At 72.3% G+C, this 20712-nt stretch carries 23 protein-coding genes; 13 read left to right on the top strand and 10 right to left on the bottom strand.

From position 1 onward, the window contains the following. Positions 1-27 precede the first annotated feature (27 nt). A complete protein-coding gene (locus DV20_RS00790; protein WP_043775268.1) occupies positions 28-498 on the top strand; it encodes a MarR family winged helix-turn-helix transcriptional regulator in 471 nt (156 codons plus the stop codon). A 3-nt stretch (positions 499-501) separates the two neighbouring features. Here the strand turns inward: DV20_RS00790 and DV20_RS00785 are convergent, their stop codons facing one another. The 3 genes from DV20_RS00785 to DV20_RS00775 are packed head-to-tail and all read right to left on the bottom strand — an operon-like array spanning position 502 to position 2949. After that, positions 502-1101 carry a CPBP family intramembrane glutamic endopeptidase gene (locus DV20_RS00785; protein ID WP_235190669.1) on the bottom strand — a complete coding sequence of 200 codons (600 nt, stop codon included), beginning with the start codon at positions 1099-1101 and terminating at the stop codon, positions 502-504. 17 nt (positions 1102-1118) lie between these two features. Further along, positions 1119-2015 carry an NAD(P)H-binding protein gene (locus DV20_RS00780; RefSeq protein WP_043775261.1) on the bottom strand — a complete coding sequence of 299 codons (897 nt, stop codon included), beginning with the start codon at positions 2013-2015 and terminating at the stop codon, positions 1119-1121. Positions 2016-2025: 10 nt separating this feature from the next. Beyond that, positions 2026-2949 (bottom strand): DMT family transporter, encoded by a 924-nt coding sequence (locus DV20_RS00775; protein ID WP_043775258.1) that lies wholly within the window; start codon positions 2947-2949, stop codon positions 2026-2028. 73 nt (positions 2950-3022) lie between these two features. On the opposite strand from DV20_RS00775, the gene DV20_RS00770 reads away from it, so the two are divergent. Then, positions 3023-3946, top strand: coding sequence for a LysR family transcriptional regulator (locus DV20_RS00770; protein WP_043775256.1), 924 nt, complete (start codon positions 3023-3025; stop codon positions 3944-3946). Between the two features lie 7 nt (positions 3947-3953). Here DV20_RS00770 and DV20_RS00765 read toward each other — a convergent pair whose 3' ends face one another. After that, positions 3954-4835, bottom strand: coding sequence for a LysR family transcriptional regulator (locus DV20_RS00765; RefSeq protein WP_043775254.1), 882 nt, complete (start codon positions 4833-4835; stop codon positions 3954-3956). Positions 4836-4920: 85 nt separating this feature from the next. Between DV20_RS00765 and DV20_RS00760 the strand changes: the two genes are divergently transcribed. Continuing rightward, a complete protein-coding gene (locus DV20_RS00760) occupies positions 4921-5874 on the top strand; it encodes a threonine/serine dehydratase (RefSeq protein ID WP_043775360.1) in 954 nt (317 codons plus the stop codon). Here DV20_RS00760 and DV20_RS00755 read toward each other — a convergent pair. Further along, positions 5816-6634: an LLM class flavin-dependent oxidoreductase gene (locus DV20_RS00755; RefSeq protein WP_043775253.1), complete on the bottom strand. Its 819-nt coding sequence runs from the start codon at positions 6632-6634 to the stop codon at positions 5816-5818. The two genes, DV20_RS00760 and DV20_RS00755, sit on opposite strands and share 59 nt — an antisense overlap. An 84-nt stretch (positions 6635-6718) precedes the next feature. Beyond that, the gene (locus tag DV20_RS00750; protein WP_043775251.1) at positions 6719-7549 is read right to left on the bottom strand and encodes a peptidoglycan-binding domain-containing protein; all 831 of its coding nucleotides are present in this window, start codon (positions 7547-7549) and stop codon (positions 6719-6721) included. Positions 7550-8001: 452 nt separating this feature from the next. On the opposite strand from DV20_RS00750, the gene DV20_RS00745 reads away from it, so the two are divergent. From DV20_RS00745 to DV20_RS00735, 3 genes are all read left to right on the top strand, one after another. Beyond that, a complete protein-coding gene (locus DV20_RS00745) occupies positions 8002-9051 on the top strand; it encodes a C40 family peptidase (protein WP_043775249.1) in 1050 nt (349 codons plus the stop codon). Positions 9052-9112: 61 nt separating this feature from the next. Next, entirely contained in the window at positions 9113-9535 is a 423-nt protein-coding gene (locus DV20_RS00740; protein ID WP_043775247.1) for a hypothetical protein, read from the top strand. Positions 9536-9601: 66 nt separating this feature from the next. Continuing rightward, positions 9602-9802, top strand: coding sequence for a DUF3072 domain-containing protein (locus DV20_RS00735; protein WP_013227672.1), 201 nt, complete (start codon positions 9602-9604; stop codon positions 9800-9802). Positions 9803-9806: 4 nt separating this feature from the next. Here DV20_RS00735 and DV20_RS00730 read toward each other — a convergent pair whose 3' ends face one another. Then, entirely contained in the window at positions 9807-10748 is a 942-nt protein-coding gene (locus DV20_RS00730) for a PrsW family intramembrane metalloprotease (protein ID WP_043775239.1), read from the bottom strand. A 435-nt stretch (positions 10749-11183) separates the two neighbouring features. On the opposite strand from DV20_RS00730, the gene DV20_RS00725 reads away from it, so the two are divergent. After that, the gene (locus DV20_RS00725) at positions 11184-11462 is read left to right on the top strand and encodes a hypothetical protein (protein WP_043775236.1); all 279 of its coding nucleotides are present in this window, start codon (positions 11184-11186) and stop codon (positions 11460-11462) included. Continuing rightward, positions 11459-11671 carry a hypothetical protein gene (locus tag DV20_RS00720; RefSeq protein ID WP_152603599.1) on the top strand — a complete coding sequence of 71 codons (213 nt, stop codon included), beginning with the start codon at positions 11459-11461 and terminating at the stop codon, positions 11669-11671. Before DV20_RS00725 ends, DV20_RS00720 begins: the two co-directional genes overlap by 4 nt. 4 nt (positions 11672-11675) lie before the next feature. Here the strand turns inward: DV20_RS00720 and rho are convergent, their stop codons facing one another. After that, positions 11676-12737, bottom strand: coding sequence for a transcription termination factor Rho (gene rho / locus DV20_RS00715; RefSeq protein WP_043775230.1), 1062 nt, complete (start codon positions 12735-12737; stop codon positions 11676-11678). A 248-nt stretch (positions 12738-12985) separates the two neighbouring features. On the opposite strand from rho, the gene DV20_RS00710 reads away from it, so the two are divergent. After that, on the top strand, positions 12986-13501 hold the full coding sequence (locus DV20_RS00710) for an ATP-binding protein (RefSeq protein WP_235190668.1): 516 nt from the start codon (positions 12986-12988) through the stop codon (positions 13499-13501). A gap of 430 nt (positions 13502-13931) precedes the next feature. Here the strand turns inward: DV20_RS00710 and DV20_RS00705 are convergent, their stop codons facing one another. Next, positions 13932-14144: a hypothetical protein gene (locus DV20_RS00705; RefSeq protein WP_043775223.1), complete on the bottom strand. Its 213-nt coding sequence runs from the start codon at positions 14142-14144 to the stop codon at positions 13932-13934. A 73-nt stretch (positions 14145-14217) separates the two neighbouring features. Next, positions 14218-16482, bottom strand: coding sequence for an extracellular catalytic domain type 1 short-chain-length polyhydroxyalkanoate depolymerase (locus DV20_RS00700; protein ID WP_043775220.1), 2265 nt, complete (start codon positions 16480-16482; stop codon positions 14218-14220). Between the two features lie 149 nt (positions 16483-16631). Between DV20_RS00700 and DV20_RS00695 the strand changes: the two genes are divergently transcribed. Genes DV20_RS00695 through DV20_RS00680 form a run of 4 tightly spaced genes read left to right on the top strand, consistent with a single transcriptional unit; the run spans position 16632 to position 20706 of the window. After that, complete coding sequence (locus tag DV20_RS00695; protein ID WP_043775217.1) at positions 16632-18203, top strand: alkaline phosphatase D family protein; 1572 nt, start codon at positions 16632-16634, stop codon at positions 18201-18203. Between the two features lie 54 nt (positions 18204-18257). After that, a complete protein-coding gene (locus DV20_RS00690; RefSeq protein ID WP_043775214.1) occupies positions 18258-19079 on the top strand; it encodes a helix-turn-helix transcriptional regulator in 822 nt (273 codons plus the stop codon). Between the two features lie 44 nt (positions 19080-19123). Continuing rightward, positions 19124-19990 carry an oxidoreductase gene (locus tag DV20_RS00685; RefSeq protein WP_043775212.1) on the top strand — a complete coding sequence of 289 codons (867 nt, stop codon included), beginning with the start codon at positions 19124-19126 and terminating at the stop codon, positions 19988-19990. Next, positions 19987-20706 carry an SDR family oxidoreductase gene (locus DV20_RS00680; protein ID WP_043775209.1) on the top strand — a complete coding sequence of 240 codons (720 nt, stop codon included), beginning with the start codon at positions 19987-19989 and terminating at the stop codon, positions 20704-20706. The genes DV20_RS00685 and DV20_RS00680 overlap by 4 nt, the downstream gene beginning before the upstream one ends. Positions 20707-20712: the final 6 nt, after the last annotated feature.

Raw genomic sequence — 20712 nt, 5'->3', positions numbered from 1 at the left:
CCATTGGCTTGCCCATATACTGGGCCCATGACCTCGCTCCCGGTCGTCGATCAGCCCCCGCACCGCTGCGGCGCGCTGGTCGACCACCTCGCGCGCCGGCTGCGGCTGCGCAGCGAGTCGGTGCTGGCCCCCCTCGGGCTGCGGCCGCGTCACCTGATCGCCCTGACGGTGCTGCGCGACCGCGGCGGCAGTTCGCAGCAGCAGCTGGCGAAGGTGCTGGAGATCGACAGCACGAACGTGGTCACCCTGCTCAACGAGCTGGAGACCGAGAACCTGATCGAGCGGCGCCGCTCTCCCGCCGACCGCCGCCGGCACCTGGTCGAGCTGACCGACGTCGGCGCGAAGCTGCTGGCCCGCGCGGAATTCGCCCTGACGGCGGTCGAGGACGAGGTGTTCAGCGGCCTGAGCGACGACCAGCGCGAAACGCTCTACACGCTGCTGCAGCAGGCGGCGAGCACGTCGGCCACCGAGGCCTGCCGGGAAATCCCGCCCTGCTGAAGCTCAGGCGCCGCCGGCGTCCCACGCCGGCGCGTGCGCACCCGGTTCCGGCGGAAAGAGGCGCGGCATGAAGGCGAGCATCAGCGCCGACCAGACCACGTGCGTCAGCAGCGGCGCCTGCACCCCGCCCGACCGGCCGCGCTCCCAGGCGAACAGCGTGCCCATCACCGCCGAGGCCAGCACCAGCGCGGGATTCCGCGTCGCTGTCGTGGACAGCACGTACACCGCCGTGGACACCCGCGCTCCCGCCGCGTCGTAGAGGGCGCCGCGGAAGAACACCTCTTCCGCCGCTCCGGTGAGCAACGTCGTCGCCGCCACCGCGGCCGCCGGGCCGTGGCGGGCGTGGTCCAGCACGCCGGCGATCGCCCGGCGCAGCGGCGCGATGCGGCGGGCCACCAGTGCGCACCCGCAGAACACCCCGAACGCGCCCGCCCCCACCGCCACCGGCCGGCCGATGTCCCGGCGGCCCCGGCGCACCGGGCCGGCCGCCTGGGCGCCGGCGAGCCACGTCGCCGCGACCGAGGCCGTGAGCACGTGGAACCGGCGGGAGCCGGGCCGGCTGGCCAGCGACGCGCCGAGCAGCCCGGATCCGGCGGTGGTCACGGCGGCGAGGAACGGCTTCACGCCGTCCGCCGGCTCTTCGCGCGTTCGCCCAGGGCCTGCAGAACGGCTTCGTCGTAGCCCATCGGCTCGAACTCGACGATCCGGCGGATGGCGTCGTCGCGGACGACGACCTCGTTGGTCATCGAGTCGATCAGCGCCCGCCCGGTCGTGGCGTCGATGTCCGTGACGAGCGAGAGCCAGTACGACGACAGCCGCGGGGACAGCAGCGGCACCGGCAGGATCAGCAGCGGCCTGCCCTCGATCGCCGCCACCCGCTGCAGCATGTCGCGGTAGGCCAGCACTTCGGGGCCGCCGATGTCGAACGTCCGCCCCGCGGCTTCCGGGTGGTCGAGGACGCCGGCCAGGTAGCGGACGACGTCGGCGACCGCGATCGGCTGGGTCCGCGTGCGGACCCAGCGCGGGGTCACCATCGCCGGCAGGTGCTCCACCAGCTGCCGCGTCAGCTCCCACGACGTGCCGCCGTGCCCGATCACGATCCCGGCGCGCAGGACGGTCACCGGCACGCCGGTCTCCCCCAGCAGCCGCTCGACCTCGCGCCGGCTGGCCAGGTGGTCCGACAGCGCGTCGTCGTCGTCCCCGAGCCCGCCGAGGTAGACGATCCGGCGCAGGCCCGCGCCGGCCGCGGCCCGGGCGAACGCCCGCGCGGCGTCGGCGTCACGGCGCTTGAAGTCCGCACTGTCGAGTGAATGCACGAGGTAGTACGCGGCTTCGACGCCCTTGAGCGCGTCACGCAGGGAGCCGACGTCGGCGACGTCGCCGCGGACGGCTTTCCCGGCGCCGCGGTACTTCGCGGGGTGGCGGGTCATGGCCAGTACCTCGTGCCCGGCCGCTTCCAGCGTCGGGCACAGGCGACTGCCCACGAACCCCGACGCCCCGGCTACCAGCACCCGCATGCCCGCGACGTTAGCCGGGACGGCCTTCGCGCGCAGATCGTCCGCTCCCGGCGAAGCAGACCGCGGCGACGACACCCGCGCAGCCGATCAGCTGCGCCCACCCGGGCTGCTCGCCGAGCAGGCCGACGCCGAGCAGCACCGCGCCCACCGGCTGCAGCAGCATCAGCGTCGCCCCGGTGGTGGCGGACATCCGCGGCAGCGCGGCGGAGATGAGCAGCCAGCCGGCCAGCTGGCCGATCCCGGCGAGCGCGATCAGCCAGCCGAACGCGGGCCAGCCCGGCGTCAGGTCGAGCGTGCCGGTCGGCACGCCGAGCACGACGGCGACCACGCCGGCCGAGACCGTGGCGAGCACCAGCGAGTGGGCCTGCGCGCCCGTGCCGCCGCTGAGCCGGATCAGGAACAGGTACCCGGCGTACCCGGCGCCGGCCAGCAACGCCGCGACGGCCCCGGTGACCGGGTCCGGGCCGAACGACCCGGTGCCGGCGAACCCGCCGGCCAGCACGATGCCGCCGAGCAGCACGGGCGCCGCGCCGAGGAACCGCTTCGACGGCCGTTCGGCCAGGAAGGCGAACGCCAGCAGCGGCACGATCACCACCTGGACGGCGAGGAGCACGGTCGCGATGCCGGCGCCGACCCGCGGAATCGCCTCGCCCCACAGCACGAAGTCCAGGCCGAGCCCGGCCCCGGCCAGCAGCGGGAAGAGCACGCGGCGGCGCGGCGCCGGGCCTGCCTTCCGCCGTTCGCGCCCGGCCAGCAGGAGCAGCACCGGCAGGGCGAGCAGGCAGCGCCAGAACGCACTGGTGCTGCCGCTGGCGTGCGAAACCTTGATGAAGACCGACGACAACGCGATGCAGGAGCTGCCGAGGGCAGCGAGCAGCCGCGGGTCGACGCGGTGGGTGAACGCCGGGGCCGGACGGGCGGTGGTCGTGAGCACGCCTTCAGCGTGCGGCGCGCAACTGTCAAGGACAAGCGAATGTTTCTGCACGTGATTCGGTAGCATCGCTACCGTGTTCGGACTCGAGCGGATGCGGGCGCTGCGCGCGGTCGCGACCCACGGCTCGGTCGCCGCGGCGGCCGAGTCCCTGCACGTCACGCCGTCCGGGGTGTCGCAGCAGCTGGCGAAGCTGGAACGGGAGGCAGGCCAGCGGCTGCTGGAGCCGCGCGGCCGCGGCGTCCGGCTGACGAAGGCGGGCCAGGTGCTGGCCGGGCACGCCGAGCGGATCCTCGCGCAGGTCGCCGAGGCGAAGGCCGACCTGGAACTGCTGCGCGAGGACGTCATCGGGCCGCTGCGGATCGGCGCGATCCCGACGACGGTCCACGCGCTGCTCCCGCCCGCGCTGGCCACCCTCGCCGCACAGCACCCCCGGCTCGCGGTGACGCTGCACGAGGGCGAGGCCGAGCAGACGATGCCGCGCGTACTGGCCGGCGACCTCGACGTCGCGGTGCTGGAGAGCTGGAACGACCGCCCTACGGTGATCCCGCCGTCGACGACGCGCATCGCGCTGTTCTCCGACGTCGCGGACCTGGCCCTGCCCGCCGGGCACCGGCTGGCCCACCGCAAGGCGGTCGATCTGTCCGAAGTGGACGACGTGCCGTGGATCGGCTGGAGCGCCGGGTCCGGCTGCTACGAATGGCTGGTGCAGGTGCTGCGCAAGCAGCGGCTGGAGCCGCGGATCAGCTGCGCGGTCGGCGGTTACCCGACCCAGCTGGCCCTGGTGGCGGGCAACGTCGGCGCCGCGTTGGTCCCCCGGCTGGCTCGCGATCGGCTGCCCGACGGAGTCAGGATCCTGACCACGCGCCCGGCGCTGACCCGCACGATCTACGCGATCTGCCGGGCGGGCGAAGAGGGCAGCGGGGCGGTGCGGGCGTGCCTGGAGGCGTTGCGGGGCGCCTCGGCGCGCTTCGAGGGCGCGGGACGGCCGACCGGCTGACGGCCGTCTACTGTGGACTGGTCAGGCGCATCACCATCTCGGTCACCAGCCGGCCCGGACGCCGGTGGTGCACCAGGAAGATCTCGCGAGCCGGCCGGGCGTCCGCCGCGTCACGCACCTCGACGCGCGCGGGGCCCACCCGGTCGAGGACGCTCTCCGGCACGAACGCGATCCCCAGCCCGGCCTCGACCAGCGCCACGATCACCTGGTAGTCCCGCGTCTCGTACGCCACCCGCAGCCGGACGCCGGCGGCGTCGGCGAGCTGCTCCAGGCAGGCCCGGTTGGGCACGCCCGGGCTGCCGGAGATCCAGTCCTCCGCGGCCAGCGCCGGCAGGGTGAGCCGGCGCGTGCGCGCCTTCGCGTGTCCCTTCGGCAGGATCAGCCGGAACCGCTCCGAGCGCAGCAGCGTCCGCTGCAGGCCGCGGGGGTCGGGCAGCGGGGCGCCGGGGTAGCGGTGGGTGATCAGCAGGTCGAGCTCGCGGGAGCGGACCAGGCCGTACCCGTCCGGCGGCTCGAGGTCCAGCAGCCGCAGCGCGACGCCGGGGTGGTCGCGGCGGAAGCCGGCGAGCGCGGCGGGCACCAGGGTCATGCCCGCGCTCGCGAACGTGCCGACGGTGAGCTCCTCGTCGACCAGGGCGCGGACGGTCCGCTCGGCTGTGCGCAGTTCCCCGGCGATGGCCTCGGCGTGGACGAGCAGCGCCTCCCCGGCCGGGGTGAGCGTGACGCCGCGGGCGTGGCGGTGCAGCAGGCGGGCGCCGGCGTCCCGCTCCAGCTTGGCCAGCTGCTGCGAGACGGCGGACGGTGTGAAGGCGAGCCTCTTGGCGGCCGCGGCGATCGAGCCGGCGTGCGCAACCTCGGCCAGCATGGCCAGGCGGTGGGCGTCGAGCACGGCGGCCTCCAGCCGTAAGTCCTGCTTAAACGAGTATAGGAGACGTCGCTGGTGCTTACGGCGCCCGGCGCGCATGCTGAGGGGCATGATCAGCACTGCGGATGTCGAACGGGCGGCCGCGCGCATCGAGGGCCGGGTCCGCCGGACGCCGGTGCTCGCCGCGGACGAAGGCGTGTGGTTCAAGCTGGAACAGCTGCAGCACACCGGGTCGTTCAAGGCCCGCGGCGCCTTCAACCGGATCCTCGCCGCGGGCGAGCAGACCGGCGTCGTGGCGGCGTCGGGCGGCAACGCCGGCCTCGCCGTCGCCTACGCCGCCCGGGAGTTCGGCCTCCCGGCCCGGGTCTACGTCCCGGCGACCGCACCCGCGGTCAAGGTCGCGAAGCTGCGGCAGCTCGGCGCGGTCGTGGAACTCGTCGGCGAGAAGTACGCCGACGCCTACGACGCGGCCGTGAAGCACGCCGCCGATTCCGGCGAGCTCTTCTGCCACGCCTACGACCAGCCGGAGATCTGCGCCGGGCAGGGCACCCTCGGGCTCGAACTGCTGGAGCAGGCGGGCGAGCTGGACACGATCCTCGTCGCGGTCGGCGGCGGCGGGCTGCTGGCCGGCGTCGCGGCCGCGGTCGAAGGGCGGGCGCGGGTGACGGGCGTCGAGCCGCGCACGATCCCGACGCTGCACTCGGCGCTGGTCGCGGGCGAGCCGGTCGCGGTCGGCGTCTCCGGCGTCGCCGCCGACTCGCTGGGCGCGACCCGGCTCGGCGACATCGCCTTCGCGGTCGCCACCCGCACGAACGCGGGCTCGGTGCTCGTGGACGACGCCGCCATCGCCGAAGCGCGGGCGGTGCTGTGGGACCGCTACCGCCTCGCCGTCGAACCCGGCGGGGCGACGGCGTTCGCCGCCCTGCTCTCCGGCGCCTACCGGCCCGCGCCGGGCGAGCGGGTCGCCGTCCTGCTCTGCGGCGCCAACACCGACCCCGCGACGCTCACTTCCCCGACAGCCGCTCCACCACCGGAGCGAAGTCCTCGAGGAACGCGCCGTTGACGCTGAAGTAGGACACGCCCTGTTCCTCGCGACGGCGTTCGAGCTCGGCCACCATGTCGTCGACGCCGCCGCGGAGCATGCCGAGGGAATCGTGCTCGATGAGCGTTTCGGCGTCGACGCCGATGAAGCCGCGGATCCACGGCGGTACCTCGTCGCCGACGACCCAGATGTTCATCGCGAACTCGACGTCGCGGTCACCGGCCGCAGCCCGGACCTCTTCGACGTGCCCGGTCATTTCCGCCCGGGTGGTCAGCACGCCGCCTGCCATCGTGACGATGTCGGCCTTCAGCCCGGCGAGCCGGCGGACCTTCGGGCCGCCCGCGGCGATCATCACGGGTGTGTGCGCGTCCCCGTCGAGCCGCCGGACGTGGTCGACGGTCTCGGAGATCGCATCGAGGCGCTCCTGCCCCGAGCCGTAGGGCAGCCCGAGTTCTGCCGCTTGCTGCCGCATTTCCGGCCGTCCGGTGCCGAGACCGAGTTCGAACCGGCCGCTCGTGACGACGGTGAGGCTGTGCGCCTCCCAGGCCGCCGCCCGCGCGGTGCGCAGCGGACTGGCCAGCACGAACGAACCGACGCGCAGCTCGCTCGTCGCCGCGGTGGCCGCGGCGAGGGCCGCGGTCGGCGTCGGCATGGTCAGGTTGTCCGGGCACAGCAGCGTCGAATAGCCGAGCTCTTCGGCCCGGCGGGCGGTGGCCAGCCACTGCGCGCCACCCTCGGTCGCTCCCGCGACCACGCCGAACCGGAACGCCTTCTGCGGCATCGGAGCACCCCCACGTCGTCGGTCCTTCCGATCAAACCACCGGTGCGCCCGGCCGTGCCACCACGGCCGGGCGCACACCCGGCGTCAGCCGCGCTGGTACTCCTCCCAGGTGACCTTCGTGACCTGCGGGCCGTCGTCGGCGCCGCGGCCGGCGAGGCCGTTCATGCCCAGGTAGTAGTCACCGGTCTGGTGCTGCGCACCCGAGGACAGATCGGGGTCGGAGACCGCCATCGCGTGGATGTGGTACTCGAAGCCCTGCGCCGGCGTGCGGTACCAGGCCGCGAAGCCGACGTTGCGCAGTGCCTTCAGCAGGTTCGTGCGGGTGGTCGACGACATGCCGGACACCGAGATGTCCATCGCGCCGCCGCCGTCGTGCGTCCCGGCCGAGGCGTCGACACCACCGGCGTTGTACGAGCCCTGCGTCAGGGTGACCTGGAAGCCCACCTTTCCTTCCGCCGCGACGAGCATCGCCTTGGTGCGGGTGTTGAGGGTCTTGCCGTGGTAGGTCACCTGGCTGCCCGCGGAAATCGGGTTCGTGACCGTGTAGCGGCCTTCGCCCAGCTTCTCCAGCGAGGTCTTGCCCGGCAGGCCGGAAGCGTCGAGACCGGTGTAGCCCAGCGACTTCTGGTACTGCGAGTACGCCGTGATCGTGGTGGTGCCGAAGTAGCCGTCGACGTACTGGCCATCGAGCAGTCCCTTCGCCTGCAGCGCCTGCTCGACGAGCAGGACGCTGTCGTGCGCGCCCGGGGTCTGGGTGTCGTCGGCGCGGCGCGGGTCGATCTGGGCCGCTTTCAGCACGGCTTCCATGTTCGCCGCGGGCAGTACCGTCGTGGCCGCAGTGTCGGCCATGGCCGGTGCGGCCATGGCGAACGTCGCGGCGGTGAGCGCCGTGAGTACGGCGGCCTTCGTGAACATCCTCGTCCTCCATGGGTCGGAATCTCTTCGGGGAGGAGAATCACGCAACCGGATACAAGGGACGTACAAACCGGATTCACGGGCAACGCGGCTCGTCCCCGGTTGGAATACCCTAGGGCGGTACCGTAACCACGGCGGTGACGGCGTGTAATCCCGGCCACAGTCGGGTGGCGTTCCCACTGGTCCAGCCGGGGTAACTGACGTCACGGAGAGTTTTCAACGGTTCGCCCTGGACTCTCCCGTGCTCGTTTCGTAACCTGTTCGAGATCTCGCGGCCCCCGGTCGTCCTCAGACGGCGACGCGAGATCGCCGCCGATACCCCCTGCCGGGTACCGAACCTCCTCTGCGGGCTCTTCCTGTTGCGGTCGAGCGCGCCCGGGGACGGGCGAGGCCCCCGACTCGCCGTCCCGGTACCCGCCGGCGGCCGATCAGCAAAGGAGACCCGCGCGAGAATGCGTTCGCATCCCGTCAAGCGCGTGGTGTCAGGTGCCCTCGCCGCGGCCTCGGTGATCACCGTCGTCACCATGGCGCAGCCGGCCACCGCCGCCCCCGTCCCCGTTCTCCAGGCGCCGCCCGCCGGCTCGGACGCCCTCGCCAAGTACCGCGATCTCGCGGCACAGGCGGAACGGCTCAACGAGGACCTGCTCCGGGCCCAGGACGACCTGGCCGCGAAGCAGGGCCAGCTCGACAAGGCCAACGCCGACGCCACCAACGCGAAGAACGCCGGCGCACAGGCCATTGCGGCGAAGCGGCAGTACCAGTCCGAAGTGGACAAGTTCGCCGGTGCGTCGTTCACCGGCGGCGTCCAGATGAACAAGCTGTCGGCGTTGCTGACCGGAACGTCCACTCAGGAGTTCCTGGACCGCTCGGCGGCCCTCGAGGTCATCGCGACCGACAAGAACGCCGCGATGGCCGACCTCAGCGCCGCGGCGGCCAAGGCCGCGGCGGCCGAGAAATCCGCCGCCGACGCGGCGAAGCGGGCGCAGGACGCCCGGGACGCGGCGGCGAAGCTGGCGTCGGACATCGAGGCCAAGAAGAAGGACCTGCAGGCCCAGATCGACCAGATCGAGGCGCAGAGCCGGACCCTCAGCAACGCCGACAAGGCCGCCCAGAAGGACACCGGCGGGGCGGCGCCGAACGTCAAGGCCCCCACCGCGGCGGCGCAGGCCGCGGTCAACGCGGCGCTGAGCAAGCTCGGCAGCGCCTACGTCTGGGGCGCCACCGGCCCGAGCACGTTCGACTGCTCCGGCCTGATGCAGTGGGCGTACAAGCAGGCCGGCATCGCCCTGCCGCGGAACTCCGCGGCGCAGGCCGGCTTCGGCACCCCGGTGTCGCGCTCCCAGCTGCAGCCCGGCGACCTCGTCGCCTACTACTCCCCCGTGTCCCACATCGGGATGTACATCGGCGACGGCAAGATGGTGCACGCGCCGACGAGCGGCGACGTCGTCAAGATCTCGCCGCTGATGAGCCAGTACGCGGGAGCCACGCGCCCCACGGCCTAGCGTCCCGGCAGTGCCCCGTTCCGCGACGTGTAGAAATCGCGGAACGGGGCACTTTTCGCGCATGGACGACAACCCTGACGCCGCCACCGTCGAAGCCGTCGGCAAGGTGACCGAGGCGCTCGAGACGATCGAGCGCGCCCGCGGGCACCTCTACTCCTTCCACCAGCTGACCGGGAGCGCGGACCTGGCCCTCGGCGAGGCCGCGGAGCAGCTCGAGAAGGCCGGCCACGGCGACTGGGCGCGGCGGATCTCCGAGGAGCTCATCGGGCGCAACGTGCTCCCCGATCGGTGGACATTCCAGGTCGTCGAGGAGTACGACGACGGTTACTACAAAGCCCACCGCGACCTTGAGCGCGAGCTGCTCACTTCGCTCACCGGAGGCCGCCGCCACCTGCACGAACAGCAGATGAAGGACGACCGCCGCACCCACGGCAGGCCGGGCCACGAGGCGGGCGGCCCGAGCACGCCCCCGGCCGCCTCGTGAGCGGCGGTTGTCGTACCCCTGCGCTAGAGTCGACCTCAGGCGAACAAACGTTCGATTGGAGCTGTCATGACTGATCAGGTGGAGCCGAACCCCGAGAAGGACCCGAGCGACTGGACCACCGGCGACGAGCCGATGACCGGCCCGCAGAAGTCGTACCTGCAGACGCTGGCCCAGGAGGCCGGCGAGGAGGTGCCGGACAACCTGACGAAGGCGGAAGCGTCCGAGCGCATCGACGCCCTGCAGAAGACGACCGGGCGCGGCACCTGAGGGCTCAACGCGGCCGTCCGGCCGGGATCCGCCAGAGCACCCCGGCCTGCCGTTCGCCCCGGCGGGCCCGTGCCCGGACGGCGAGCAGCCAGGCGACGCCGACCGCCGAAACGAGGGCGAGGCCACCCCAGGAGAGCACGGTGAAGACGTCGGCCTCCAGGGCGGTCGGCTGCGCCTGGTAGCGCTGTTCCAGCTGGACGTACTGCCACGGCGTGCCGGTGAGCAGCAGCGTCAGCACGAGGGCGATGCCGTGCATGCCGTCCCACAGGGCGTGGAGGAAGGCGACGCCGAGGTAACTGAGCAGCAGGCGGAGCGTCAGGGCGAAGTGACGGTGGTCGCTGGCCGAGAAGAGCACGCCGCCGAGGATGGCGGTCCACAGGCCGTGCCCGACGGGCGCGAGCACCCCGCGGAGCAGTTCGGTCTGGACGAGGTCCAGGAGCGAGAGCCCGCGTTCGGTGAACAGCGCGGTGAAGGCGTAGCCGGCGGACTCGAAGGCGGCGAACCCGAACCCGACGGCGGCACCCAGCACGAGCCCATCGGTGGCGAACTTGACCCGCAGGTGCCGCGTGAGCACGGCCAGCACCGCGAGCTTGACAGCCTCCTCGATCAGCCCGACCCCGGCGAACAGCCAGGCGGAGGGGTGCAGGAGGTAGGACTCGAGCAGCGACGCGGCCAGCACTCCGAGCACCCCACCGGCGACGAAGGTGCTGAAGAGCAGCTCGGAGGTGACCTCACCACTCCGGCGCCGCCCGAACGCCCAGGCCACGAAGGTGACGGGCACGAGAAAGCTCCCGAGCAGCACGACGGTGGGCACGAGGTTCGGGTTGCCGGTGACGAAGGTGACGACCACGGCAAGCACCCAGAGAAGGGCACCGGTGAGGAACATCCGCAGCCAGACCCGGCGTGACCGGGCCCCGGCCGCGGGCCGAGCGGACGGAAGGGCCATGGGGTTACTGTGCCCTGGTTCCCGGACGTCCGCACCCTGGTGAGCCGCGGGTTTCCGAGCGCCGAAGTCGCCGGACTCGCTGCGGCGCCGGCTCGCACACTCGCGGAGCGGCCGACATTGGTCCTCGGGCGCCCAGGCCAGTGGCTCGCTGCGACGCCGACTCGCACTCGTGCGCACTCGCGGATCCGCCGACGACCGTTCGCGAGCGCCCCGGCGGCCGAACTCGATGCGCCGGTTCGCGGCGTGCGCCCTTGCCGGACCGCCGAGGGCGGTTCGGTCACCCGCGTGCCTCGAGCGGAAGCCGAGCGTGTGGTCCTCCGAGGCACCCGCGCCTGCCTGGCGCCCACTCCGCCGATGTGCCCGAGGCCACCGATTGCCCCGCGCCGGTGCGGGTAGCCGAAAAGGAGATGCCCTACTCCCGAAGGAGGACATCCCGTGTACCTGACCGTGCTGCTCGTCAGCCTCGCCGGGCTGCTCGTGCTCGGCGCCGTGGCCGTGCGGGAGCTGGCGAAGCCCTATCCCCTCACCGCGAAGCGGACCCTCGTCGCGGCCTGGGTGGTCGCCGCCGCGGGGTTCGGGTGGTGGGCGGGCGCTCCTGGGGCCGGGCCGCTCGTCCTCACCGTTGCCGGGTTCGGGTTTCTCGTCGCCGCGCTGAACCGCGGGCCCGAACGGCCGTCCTACCCGCGCTCGACCCCCTACCAGCCGCCGCGATGAGTGAAGGCGTGCCGATCGGGTACCTCTCCGGCATGTCCCAGCCGAACGAACAGCAACCCGAGATCGCGCGGCCCGGCACGGCCGATCCCGGCCGCGCCGAAGACCGGCTCTACCGACCCAGCGAAGGCGAACCGCCGGACAGCCCCGAAGAAGCCGACAACGTCGGCGCGCAAGTGATCGGTGAGCTGCGGGAGCGGCGCGAAAACTGAGCGTTCAGGCGGCTTGCGGCAGCGCCGCACCCGTCACGCGCAGCAGGAATTCGGCGTTGGAGCCGGTCTTGCGGAGCTGCTCCAGCAGCTGCTCGATCGCGTGCGGCCCCGGCAACGCCCGCCGGACCTCGCGCATGGCCGCGAGTTCGCCCGGGGTGACCAGCAGTTCTTCGCGCCGGGTGCCGGACGCCGCCACGTCGACCGCCGGGAAGACGCGCCGCTCGGCCGTCTTGCGGTCGAGCTTCAGCTCGGCGTTGCCGGTGCTCTTCAGCTCCTCGAAGAACACCGTGTCGGCCAGCGAACCGGTTTCCACCAGCGCCGTCGCGATGATCGTGAGCGAACCGCCGCCCTCGACGTTGCGCGCGGCGCCGAGGATCCGCTTCATCGGCTGCAACGCGGCCGCGTCGACACCGCCGGACAGCGTGCGGCCGGACGGGCGCGCCGAAAGGTTGTACGCGCGGCCGAGCCGGGTGAGTGAGTCGAGCAGCAGGACGACGTCTTCGCCGTGCTCCACCAAGCGTTTCGCGCGCTCGACGGCGAGTTCCGCCACCGCCACGTGTTCGGCGGGCGGACGGTCGAAAGTGGACGCGATCACTTCGCCCCGCACGGTCCGGCTCAGCTCGGTGACCTCTTCCGGCCGCTCGTCGGCGAGCAGGACCAGGAGGCGGCAGTCGGGGTGGTTGACCGACAGTCCGTGGCCGATTTCCCGCAGCACCGTGGTTTTCCCGGCTTTTGGCGGCGAAACGACCAGCGCGCGCTGCCCCCGGCCGAGCGGGGTGACGAGGTCGATGACGCGGGGCAGCAGCCGCGTCGGGGTGGTTTCCAGCAGCAGCCGCCGATCCGGGTGCACCGGCACGAGGTCGGCGAAGCGCGGGCGCGGCTCGTCGGGGTCGCGGCCGTTGACGCTGGTGATCTTGTCGGCGGCGCCGGTGATCTCGTCGCCGGGCCGCAGATTGTGCTTGCGGACCAGGGAAAGCGGGACGGCGACGTCTTCGGGCGCTGCCCGGTAGCCGGGCCGGGCGAAGGCGGTTTTGCCGGAGAGGTCGAGAATTCCGTGAAAAGACATGGGTGTCTCCTGAAAGGGGTGCCGGACCTGCGCACGGACGGCGAGGCCGGTGACGAAGGAAAGAGGCCGACTGGCCTGGATCCGGGAAGCTGCCTCCGGGCGGCCGAGGGGCCGGCATCCGCGAGGAGCAGCTTCACTGTAGCGAGAGATCTCACGAAGCACAACGGGTAAGACCCCGTGGCGGTGGGTAGTCCACCACAGAAGCCCGCTGATACGGGGGAACCGCGGCTGAATGATGGGAGCGGATCGTGTATCGACATACCCCGGAAACTGGCGTCGATACGGGCGAGAGCCCCGACGCCGACCAAGCCGGGACCACGGCCCCGGAGCGCATCGCCGCCGGCGCCGTGGTCGCCTCGACGTTCGAAGAGCTGGCACCGGCCCTGCCCAACGAGATGGCGGGCCTGCGTCGCAAGTTGCTCCACTGGCTGGAGAGCTTCCCGCTCGATCCGGACAGCAAGCACGACATCACCTTGGCGACGTACGAAGCCCTGGCGAACGTGGCGGCGCACGCCTACCCGGACGGCCACGGCTGGGCCCGCCTGCAGGGCCGCCGAGAGGGCGACGCACTGACGGTGACGGTCACGGACATCGGTTGTGGCATCCCGGCCACCCGCCCCCGAGAGGCCGGCTTGCGCACCTCGGGTGGCCGCGGCCTGGTGCTGATCGACCAGGTGACGGACCAGTCCGACATAGCGACGAGCGAAACGGGAACCACGGTCCGCATGACGTGGCGCCCGCCGGCCCTCCGAGACGCGGGCTGACCCACCCCGGGCAGCGGACGCTGCTCCACGGGCAGTGGCAGCCCGCCGGCTCGCTCCGGCATCCACCAGTCCACCTACCACCGCCGGCTCGCCTATCAGCGAGCCGGCGGATTCACGCCCACGGCTTTTCGCTCGGCCGGATCAAGCCGGCTGAATCTCGCCGACTCGCCCACCAGCCAGCCGGCAGATTCACGCCGGCCGCTCCTCACCCGGCCGAATCGAGCCGACTGAACCTCGCCGACTCGCCCACCAGCCAGCCGGCAGATTCACGCCCACCGCTTCTCACCCGGCCGGATCAAGCCGACTGGATCTCGCCGGCCCACAACCGTCCACACCGGCCGGCTCTCGCCCGGCCACGTCCGAGCGCGACCGACCGACCCCTCCTCCCTTCACCCCCGGTAATCCCCACCTCACCCCCAGAGAACTCCCCTCAAGCCGCCTCGGCCAGCCGTACCAACCGGTTCCGCGGGTACGACACCAGCTCCCGTTCCTCGTCCGTCGTGAAGATCTCCACAGAATCCTCCAGCAGCTCCGCCGAATTCACCTGCAGCTGCCACGCGGGCAGCCCCGGCGCGGGCTCGTGCCAGAACCACTGGCCCTTGGTGAGCTGGTGCGCCGGGACTGTCGCGTCGTCCGTTTTCATGTGCTGAGGCTATCCGTCACCACCGACAGTTTTCGCCCGCCCTGGCCACTGTGATGACGACCACCACAGTGGACTAGCCCGTCGCGCAGGTCACCGTCGGCGCCGTCAGGTTGCCGCCGTGCTGGACCGTGAAGCCGATGACGTTGCCGCTGCCGTTGGGCCTCGCCGTCAGGACGTAACCCGTGCTGTCCCACGTTCCCGTGTAGTTCCAGCTGCCGATCACCTTCTGCGGCTCGTGGAACGTCACCGTCAGCACCCAGTTGTTCGTTCCCGACACCGTCACCTGGCCGTTGAAGCCGACGTTCCACTCCGCCGTCTTGAGGTAGGCCGCCGTGCAGCCGCCCGGCGTGGGCGTGGTGGTGGTGGTCGTGGTCGGCGTCGTCGTCGTGGTCGGCGTGGTGGTGGTCGTGCCGCCGTCCGGGGGTGCGCCGTTGTTCAGCGCCTCCAGGACCGCGGTGTACGCCGCCTTCTTCTGGCCGTTGCCGTCGAACAGCAACGGGGTTCCCGACGCCCGCCACGAATCCGTGTCGCGGATGCCCCACACCGTGATCCCGGTGCAGCGCGATACCGCCAGGCATGCCGAGGTCACCGTGCGGAAGTTGGCCGCCTGCGCCGTTCCGGACCCCTCGATGTCCAGCTCGGTGATCTGGACGTCCACGCCCAGGTCCGCGAAGCTCTGCAGCGTCGTCTGGTAGTTCGACGGCACCGGGCTGTTGGGGTTGAAGTGCGACTGGAAGCCGACGCAGTCGATCGGCACGCCGCGGGACTTGAAGTCCTGGACCATCCGGTACACGGCCTGGGTCTTCGCCTGGGTCCAGTCGTCGGTGTTGTAGTCGTTGTAGCAGAGCTTCGCGCCCGGGTCCGCGGCCCGCGCGGCGGTGAACGCCGCCTCGATCCAGTCGTTGCCCGTGCGCTGCAGGTTCGAATTGCGCCGGGCGCCGGACCCGCCGTCCTCGAACGCCTCGTTCACCACGTCCCACGCGTAGATCTTGCCGCGGTAGTGGGTCGCGACCTGGGTGACGTGGTTCAGGATCGCCTGCCGCAGCGCCGAACCCTCCATGCCCTGCATCCAGCCCGGCTGCTGCTGGTGCCAGGCCAGCGTGTGCCCGCGCATCCGGGCGCCCTGGCTCGTCGCCTGGTTCACGATCCGGTCCGGGTTGGCGTACGAGAACTGGCCCTGTGCAGGCTCGGTCGCGTCGATCTTCATCTCGTTCTCCGGCGTGATCATGGAGAACTCGCGGCTCAGGATGCCGGTGTAGACGCTGTCCGACAGCTTGCTCGCCGACACCGCCGTGCCGAAGTACCGCCCGGTCCGCGCCGCCGCGCTGCCCAGCGTGCTCCCGGCAGGCGGCGCGGAGGACGTGGTCGTGGTCGGCGTGGTGGTGGTCGGCGTGGTCGTGGTGGAACCACTGCTGTTCAGGCCGAGGAAGTTGATCGCGTACTGGATCATCCCGTTCTGCGGCAGCGAATGCCCCGCCCCTTGGACGCTGATGCCCTCGACCGGCGCCTGCGTGCCGGTGGCGCCGTAGCGGGTGCGCGTCCAGCCCGACTGCGGCGAATCACTCGACGACGGCGTCTGGCTCAGCCCGTGCAGGTTCGTCCACTGCTTGATCTCCTCCCCGAAGTTCGGGTAGCGGAGGGTGTCGTCGGCCGTGCCGTGCCACAGCTGCATCCGCGGGAACGGGCCGGTGCGCCCGCCGCTCATCTGGCGGGCCTGGTCGCCCCACTGCTGCGCGGTCTTGATGAGCTGGCCGCCCGAGCACTGGCTGTTCCAGCTGGAGCCGTCCGTGGTCGCGAAGCACCCGGCGGGCACGCCCATGAACGCCGAGCCCGCGGCGAACACGTCCGGGTACTCCGCGGCGAGCACGTTCGTCATCATCGCACCCGAGGAGAACCCGGTGACGTACACGCGGGAGGAGTCGACGTTGTAGCGCTGCTTCGCCCAGTTGACCATGGAAAGGATGCCGACCGGGTCGCTGCCGCCGCCGCGGGTGAGCGCCTGCGGCGAGGAGACGTCGAAGCACTGCCCGCTGCGCGTGGCTTCCGGGAACACGATGACGTACCCGTACTGGTCGGCCGCGGTGACGTAGTCGCGGGCGTAGCCGTTGTAGATCGCCGAGGCCGAACCCGTGCAGTAGTGGATGGCCACCAGCAGCGCGGGGCGGGCCGCGACGCGGTCCGGGACGTACGTGTACATGTTGAGGTTGCTGGGATTGCTGCCGAAGTCGGTGACCCGGGTCAACGTGGCCGCGGACGCCGGCTGGGCCGCCACGACCAGCACGATCGCCGCGGCGATCGCCAGCACGGCGGCGGAAAGGGCGGTGAGGAGTCTTCGCACTCGGGGAATTCCTTTCCGGGAACAGGAGCGCAGCTGTCGACGATGGTTCGTCGCGACGCCCGGCCGGTCAACGATTATCGAAACGTTTCGGGAAGTTTCGAGCGGTTCACCGATCGGCCGTCCCGGCGGGGGTCTGGCAGGATTCCGGGATGACCGAGCTGCTGCTGGGCCCGCTGCTGCGGCACGTCGACGCCACCTCGGCGACGATCTGGGTCGAGACGGACGGCCCGTGCGAAGTTCGTGTCGGCGACGCCGCCGCGCGGACGTTCGAGGTCGCCGGCCACCACTACGCGCTGGTCGTGCTCACCGGGCTGGCACCGGGGCGGAGCACGCCGTACGAAGTCCGGCTCGACGGCGACGTCGTCTGGCCCGAACCGGACGCCGACCTGCCGCCGAGCCGCATCCGGACGCTGCGGCCCGGCGACCCGCGGTTCCGGCTCGTGTTCGGGTCGTGCCGCAAGCCGCGCGAGCAGGACGCGCTGGGCCCGGACGCGCTCGCCGCCTACGCCCACCGGATGGCCGCCCTCGACGAGGCCGAGTGGCCCGAATCGCTGCTGCTCCTCGGCGATCAGGTCTACGCCGACGAAACCACCGACGCGACGCGGGAGTGGCTGGCCACGCGGCGCGACACGAGCCGGCCGCCCGGCAACGAGGTCGCCGACTTCGAGGAGTACTGCCACCTCTACTTCGAGGCCTGGTGCGATCCGGCGGTCCGCTGGCTGCTCTCGACCGTGCCGACGTCGATGATCTTCGACGACCACGACGTCCGCGACGACTGGAACACCTCGCAGGCCTGGCGCGAGAAGATGGCCAGGACGTCCTGGTGGCCGGAGCGGATCCGCGGTGCGCTGGTCTCGTACTGGGTCTACCAGCACCTCGGCAACCTGGGGACGGCCGAGCTCGCCGAAGACGACCTCTACCAGCGGGTGATCAAGTCGGGTACGGACAACGCCGGGCTGCTGCGCGAGTTCGCCGACCGGGCCGACCGGGAGGCCGACGGCGCCAAGGGCACCCGGTGGTCCTACCGGCGCGACTTCGGCCCGGTCCGGCTGCTGGTGATCGACTCGCGGGCCGGGCGGATCCTCGAGGGCGGGCAGCGGTCGATGATCGGCGAAGAGGAGTTCCGCTGGATCGAGCAGCAGGCGTCCGGCGAGTGCGACCACCTGCTGATCGGCACGTCGCTGCCGTGGCTGCTGCCCACCGCGCTGTCGGCCGCGCAGTCGGTCAACGAACGGCTCTGCGCCCGGCCCGGGCTCGCCGGGCGGGTCAGCGAGTGGCTCCGGCAGCTCGTGGACCTGGAGCACTGGCCGGCGTTCCGCGCCTCGTTCGAGCGGCTGGCGACGCTCATCGCCCGGGTCGCGGACGACGGACCGGCGTCGGTCAGCGTGCTCTCCGGCGACGTCCACCACGCCTACGTGGCGCGGGCCGAGTTCCCCGGTGGCACCGCGGCGCCGGTCCACCAGCTGACCTGCTCACCGGTGCACAACACCGTGCCGTGGTACATGAACCGGCTGTTCCGGGCCGGCTGGTCACGGCCGCTGACCAGGGCGAGTGAGTGGCTGGCCCGCCGCACCGGGGTCCGGCAGGCACCGCTGTCGTGGCATTGCGTGTCCGGTCCGCACTTCGGGAACGCGGTGATGACCCTGGACGTCGACGGGCGCACGGCCACGGCGACGCTGCTGCGGCCGGACGCCGACGAGGAGCCGATCCGGCTGGTCTGAGGGTGGGTGCGCCACGGCCACCCTCGTGGCGCGGTGGCGGGTTAACCTCGGATCATGGTCACGGACAACCTCCTCGGAGAGTTCCTCCGGGCCCGCCGCGAACAGGTGGGCCCCGAGGCACTCGGCCTGCCCGCGGGCGGGTCGCGCCGGGTGGCGGGCCTGCGCCGCGAGGAGGTCGCGGTGCTGGCCGGCGTCAGCACCGACTACTACGTCCGGCTCGAGCAGGGCCGGGAGCGCCACCCGTCGGCGCAGGTCGTCGACGCGCTGGCGCGGGGGCTGGCGCTCGACGACGACGCCACCGCCCACCTCCACCGGCTGGCCCGGCCCGAGCCGGTCCGCCGGCGGCGCGCCCGGCGGCGGGCCCCGGTCAGCCCGAACCTGCTGCGCCTGATGGACGGCTGGCCGGACACGCCCGCGCTCGTGCTCGGCCACTGCCTCGACGTGCTCGCGCACAACGCGCTGGGCGAGGCGTTGTTCGCCGGGCACACCCACAGCGGTGACCTGGTCCGCCTGGTGTTCCTCGACCCGGACGCCCGCGAGTTCTACCCGGACTGGGAGCGCGTGGCCGTCAACACGGTCGGCGGCCTGCGGACGGCCGCCGGGATCGACCCCGACGACCCGCAGCTCATCGACACCGTCGGCGAACTGTCGGTCAAGAGCGCGGACTTCCGCCGGCTGTGGGCCCGCCACGACATCCGGCAGAAGACCCACGAGACCAAGCGGTTCCGCCACCGGCTGGTCGGCGAACTGGAACTGAGCTACGAGGCCCTGACCGTCAACAGCGCCCCGGGCCAGCAGCTGATCGTCTACCAAGCCGAGCCCGGCAGCTCCTCGGCCGCGGCGCTGGCCCTGCTCGGCAGTCTCGCCGCTTCCTGAAAAACCCCTTTCCCATCCCTCCACAATGGACGGAGTACTTCGTCGTGCCCGAAAACCCCGCCGTTCCCGAGAACGCAGTCTGGTTCATCACCGGCTGCTCCACCGGCCTCGGCCGCGCCCTCGCCGAAGCCGTGCTCGGCCGCGGAATGCGCGCGGTCGTCACCGCCCGCGACCCCGCGCGCGTCGCCGATCTCGCCGAGGCGCACGGCGATCGCGCGCTGGCCCTGCCGCTCGACGTCACCGACCACGCCCAGGTCGTCGACGCGGTCAAGCGGGCCGAAGGGGCCTTCGGCCGGATCGACGTCCTGGTCGGCAACGCCGGCTACGGCTACCTCGCCGCCGTCGAGGAAGGCGAGGACGAACAGGTCCGGAAGCTGTTCGAGACCAACGTGTTCGGCCTCGCCGACGTCACCCGGGCGGTCCTGCCGGGCATGCGGGCGCGCCGGAGCGGCCACATCGTCACCGTGTCGTCCCTCGGCGGCCTGGCGGCTTTCGGGGCCACGGGCTACTACCACGCGACGAAGTTCGCCGTGGAGGGGTTGTCGGAGTCACTGGCTGCGGAAGTGGCACCGCTGGGCATCAAGGTGACCATCGTGGAGCCTGCCGCGTTCCGCACCAACTGGTCCGGCCCCTCGATGCGGCAGTCGGCGATCCGCATCGACGACTACGCCGCCACCGCGGGCGCCCGCCGGGAGGCGACGCTCGCGACGTACGGCCGGCAGCCGGGCGACCCCGCCCGCGCGGCCGAAGCGATCCTCACCGCCGTCGGCAGCGACGAACCGCCGCTGCGCCTGCTCCTCGGCCGGGCCGCCTACGACATCGCCACCGCCCGGCTCGACACCCTGCGCGCCACGTTCGACACCTGGCGCGAAACCACCCTCGCCGCCGATTTCCTGGAAGGAACCCTGTGAAGACCGTCCTCATCACCGGCGCCAGCAGCGGCATCGGCCGCGCCACCGCGGTGCGCCTGGCCCGCGAAGGCCACCACGTCGTGCTCGGCGCCCGCCGCGAAGACCGGCTGACTGCGCTGGCGAAGGAAATCCACGACGCCGGCGGCACCGCCGACGTGCACCGCCTCGACGTCACCGACCGCGCGGACGTCGCCGCGTTCGCCGGCGCCGCCGTCGAGGCACACGGACGGCTCGACGTCTTCATCGCCAACGCGGGCGTGATGCCGCTGTCGCGGTTGGACTCCCTGCACGTCGAGGAGTGGGACCGGATGATCGACGTCAACGTCCGCGGCCTGCTCCACGGCATCGCGGCCGCCCTCCCGCACTTCCGGCGGCAAGGCAGTGGCCACTTCGTGACGATCGCCTCCACCGGCGCGCACGAGGTGGTCCCGACGGCCGCGGTCTACTGCGGCACCAAGTACGCCGCTCGCGCGATCACCGAGGGCCTGCGCCTGGAGGCAGGCCCGGGCGTCCGCGTGACGACGGTCTCCCCCGGCGTCACCGAGTCCGAGCTGGCGGACACGATCACCGAACCGGGCGCCCAGGAGGCGATGCGCGCCTACCGCGCGGTGACGCTCCCGGCGGACGCCATCGCCGGCGCCGTCTCCTACGCGATCGGCCAGCCCGACGGAGTCGACGTCAACGAGATCGTCGTGCGGCCCACCACGCAGCGGTGACCGGGC

This window comes from Amycolatopsis rifamycinica, assembly GCF_000695625.1.
Lineage (GTDB): Bacteria > Actinomycetota > Actinomycetes > Mycobacteriales > Pseudonocardiaceae > Amycolatopsis > Amycolatopsis rifamycinica.
This window is presented reverse-complemented; position numbering and strand designations above follow the sequence as displayed.